Below are 4,445 nucleotides of genomic sequence, written 5' to 3' on the forward strand. Positions count from 1 at the left end.
AAAGTTGCGCTCGCCTTCGTCAAAATAGTTGTCTAAATTTACATGTAGTTTAGTGCCGTCTTCGCTGCGGCACCACAGTCCAGTTGCCGAGCGCATGGGATGGAGATCGGCAATAATATATCTACCCCCATCGGTCAGCACGCGGTACACTTCCCGGACATTAGCCGCGAAATCAGGGATATCGCACTGGTTTAGATAGGAAACAGCCAGGTCAAAGCTGTTATCAGAGAGAAAATCCAGGTTTTGGGCATCACCAATCACATATTTATCCCGGTCTGATTGCAGCTCGCGGGCAGCAGCAATCATCTTCTTGCAGGTGTCCACACCTAAAATGTACTCAGCTCCTCTGTCAAGCAAAAGCCTGGAAAACCGCCCTTCACCACAGCCGCAGTCCAAAATGCGTAAACCCCTAACATCGCCACAGGTATTAAGCATATACGCATCAAGCATCCCTTTGCGGGATACATCACCACCCGCTCTGGATTCTTCGATCCAATAGGGAGCAAGCTCATTCCATTGGCGTCTAAGTCTTTCATACCGCTCTGCCATCACACTCTTACCTCCGCTGCCGCATTCACTCAAAAATGATTACCGCTCTTCTTATTCTTTAACACCATCCCCTGCTCCTGCCTCATCAGAACTTCCTTCTTTTCTTAAGTTCACATTGATAGGAAGACCATCCCCAACTGGGTCTATAGTATAACTCCCCTTGGGCTGACAAGCCAAAATTGGCTGGCACAAGGGGAGTGAAACATCAATAATTTACAGCTGGAATTTCATATACTCCGATATCATCTTCCAACTTCTCTAAAGCTGATTTACGCTTCTTCAATTCTCTAAACATTTTCCAATAATAGATCTTTATTCCTCATATTCGTCATATACAGCCGGAACATTCTTCTCTTCAGGTGCGACATATTCATCATCTTCGAAGTACAGATGGGAAAATTGGTCATCTGAATATTCCTCTCGCACCATCGCTTCCTCTTCTAAGGCAACTTCTATTAGTTCCGCAGGATTGTAAAACTCCTCAATAAAGTTGTCGTGCTCATCGATTGCTTCTAGATCCTTACGAATTTCATAAATCTCATTGATGTTTCCTATTGAGAAGTTCTTCTCTCGTTGAGAGATAAGGAGTTGAGAATTGATTGCACACTTCCTCCCGACAAAAAGCTCTTTGTTCGATTTCATGTTGGTTAATACATAGACGTAAGTTAATCCCCCAGCATGTTTTCCGGAAGTAGATGAACTAGGCCACCCGCATAATCCACATTGTACTTTTCTGTTCGGATCCGTAACAAATACCCTTGTTATTCTCAAAGGATCCCCCGGTCTACGGAATCTGCTCAAACGAAACTCTAGGCGTTTTCGGTAGTCGAAATTATTCAAGATTATTATCCCCTTCCGATCACATTATTATCATTAATGATTCCACAATTGCCAACTCTATCCTTGTGAATATGGGGATGAAAGGCTTTTAACAGCTGTCTTTATTGACGAAAGACAATGTTTACAGCAAAAACCGCAATGTTAATCAGTTTATTATTATGTTATAATAGTGTTACGATGTATTAGGATATGTAATATTTTATCTAAAAACTTCGAAGAAACTACCGGACTAAATGGTTGGTTGGATCACAGGATGGGTATAATGGAGGTGATGATAGGTTATCCAGCTTCTGGTTTTAGAGTATAAATACTAAGGAGGGATTGTTAATGAAAAAGGTTTTTACAATATTGGTTTTAGTAATTTCCTTAATGGTAGTTAATGCAGGTATAATCTCCGCAAGTGATTATTCGCCACCTTCAGGAGTTTTGTCACCTGATGAAGTTGATTTTGGCGGTAAAACAGTAACCATTGTTAGTTGGGACTTACGTAGAGCTGTACCAACTGATGCAAGATTGGCGGAAGCAGAGGAACTTTTTAATGTAAAAATCGACACCCTTGTTTTACAGGATGCAGAACAAATGATGGCCAGGATTTTGGCGGGAGATGCCAAATATGATATTTGCCAACAATCCCACCGAGTAGAGTATTTTAAGCTTGTGTCTGCCAACATGCTGCTGCCAGCTGATGATTATTTACCTGAGGAGTTCTTTGAATCACTACCATCAATCGATCGGCATATTATTGAGAAATTAAAATATAGGGGTAAGCGGTACGGAGTAGCTCTACATGATGGTATCGTAAACGATAGTATCACTATGATGGCCTATAACAAAGATCTGATCGAGAAATACAACCAGCCGGATCCTTATGAGCTAGCCTTTAAAGGCGAATGGACTTATGAAGCTTTTGAGCAGATCGCCGCTGCATTGACAGTGGACACGGATGGTGACGGAATCATCGATCAATACGGAATGTCCAATATTGGAGATGGAAACGCATTGATCCGCTTTGCACCTTCAAACGGCGCAGAAACAGCAGTTCAGGAAGATGGGAAATGGGTCTTCGCTTTTAACCGCAATAATGCGATTAATGTTGTGAATGCTGTAAGACGGTGGAGAGAAATGGGAATTATGGGCCCTGGAGATTTCACCACAGGCAAAGTAGGATTCTTGGTGCGTACCCACTTGGGTGGAGTTCGCCATGCCAAAGCTGCTGGAGTCAATTTTGGATTAGTACCAATGCCAATGGGTCCTGACGTTGACCGCTACTATTATCCGGCATTTGAATTCTGGATGACATACCTGCCTATAAATGTCGAGTATCCTGAGGGATTAATTGCTCTGGCCAATTTCCTCTACCGCGAAGAAGACCGTATTCCATTCTTGGATCAGATGGTCCTTGATTGGATGAACACACAACAACACTATGAAATGTATATCGCTGCTCAGGAGAATTGGCAGGGCGAAGGAGATATTTTCGAAGGAACAGATATGTGGAGAATTTTAAGACCTCAGCTTGACCAAGCATTGAACGGAGAAAAAGGAGCTGCTTCTGCGCTGGATGAAGTAGCTAATCAAGCTCAGGCGTTCTTAGACGACTTCTTTGACCAAAACTAGATTGCACTTACTAATACAGCCGCGAACAGAGGGCTAGGTGAATCCACCTAGCCCTTTTATTGAACTTTACCTCCACTCGCTTCTCCTTAAGATGCGGTATGATCCCTGCATCAATTTTTGCCAAAATTCCCTAGGAAAAATAGTGCCAGGGAACTCCACTTTGTGAAAAGATCAATTTAACTACTTGGATAACATCTATGTTGTATTTGGTATCAGAATGGGATTTTAAAGTTTGGCACCGCTTTTCCACAGCTGAATCAGATATTCCAAAGATATTTGCCACCACAACACCAAAACCCTAACCAAGAAAAAACGAGCCCGCAAAACCGAGCTCGTTCCTAGCAGGCTGCTTTCCATAGTTTAATGGGGTTCGCCAAAAAAGCTGCTAACAATATATGTGCTCTCTAATTCTTCACTCCCTTATCTTTACAGACTTTGCGTTTTCTATTTTCCATCCACAGCCTTCCGGCAGCTTCACATTTTCAATATTAAAGTTATATCCATGTCTAATCCAAAACGCCTTCTCTTTTTCCGCCCCATCCTTGAAGCTGCATCCTAGGATTGCAATATCATGAATCCGGCTGCCCGCCAACCCAGTGATCCTCACACCTGCGCGCCTCATTCCCTCACAGTGGATATTCTCAAACGTGATATAGCGAATCTCTGGAGGTACAGCTGCGGGATTTGTCTTACTGCTGTTGTAATCAAAATTAAGATATATACCCGTATTAACATTCCTAATCCAGCAGTCCCTCCACAGCACATCCTCTACTACTCCGCCTCTCGCTTCATTGGACTTAATCCAGAGTCCATGCAGATTAATGCTGTCAACCACCAGATTCTGCCAGAGAATATCATGGGCACCACCGGACTGCTCGCTGCCGATGCAGAATCCGCCTTTAGATCCTCTGCTCACACAATCCGTAACCCGGATATACGCAGAAGGCTTATCTAGTTGGTTTCCTTCCTGATTGCGTCCAGATTTAACCGCAACCGCATCATCTCCAGTAAAGAAGCAGCAGTTAAAGATATTGATCTTCGTCGCAGAATCCGGATCAATTCCGTCTCCGTTAAGAATTGTGATATCATCTGCAGCTCCGGTTGTTCCCGTTCCCTTGGAAATTACCTCAAGATTGTCAAAGGTAATACTGTCACAGAAAATCGGATGGATAGTCCAGGCTGGACCGTAAGCAATCGTTAAATCAGCGACATAAACATGCTGGGCATTGTGGATCGTAATAACCCGCCCCCGCACCGACGCATCTATTTTGGTTGACTCCGGTACCGGTCTGCCCCCATTACCCGTTTTTCCATGGGGTCCTTCGTTATACGCCAGCTTAAAACCGTTTCCGTTGATCTGGCCGCTGCCGCAGATTACCAGATTGCGAACATTATACGGTCCGGTTCTGCCCCGCTCACCCTCATCGTACACACCGATG

Annotated in this window: 4 protein-coding genes; 1 reads left to right on the forward strand and 3 read right to left on the reverse strand. The window is 43.8% G+C overall.

What is annotated here, in order from left to right:
* On the reverse strand, positions 1-582 hold a 582-nt coding region (locus GX019_03185), incomplete at its 3' end, for a class I SAM-dependent methyltransferase (protein ID HHT36163.1).
* 279 nt (positions 583-861) lie between these two features.
* On the reverse strand, positions 862-1,191 hold the full coding sequence (locus GX019_03190; protein HHT36164.1) for a hypothetical protein: 330 nt from the start codon (positions 1,189-1,191) through the stop codon (positions 862-864).
* 525 nt (positions 1,192-1,716) lie between these two features.
* On the opposite strand from GX019_03190, the gene GX019_03195 reads away from it, so the two are divergent.
* Positions 1,717-3,006 carry an extracellular solute-binding protein gene (locus GX019_03195; GenBank protein HHT36165.1) on the forward strand — a complete coding sequence of 430 codons (1,290 nt, stop codon included), beginning with the start codon at positions 1,717-1,719 and terminating at the stop codon, positions 3,004-3,006.
* 412 nt (positions 3,007-3,418) lie between these two features.
* Here GX019_03195 and GX019_03200 read toward each other — a convergent pair.
* Positions 3,419-4,445 (reverse strand): hypothetical protein (locus GX019_03200; protein HHT36166.1); only part of this gene is annotated, 1,027 nt, incomplete at its 5' end.

Source organism: Bacillota bacterium, assembly GCA_012837335.1.
In the GTDB taxonomy this organism is placed as follows: domain Bacteria; phylum Bacillota; class Limnochordia; order Darwinibacteriales; family DTU012; genus DTU012.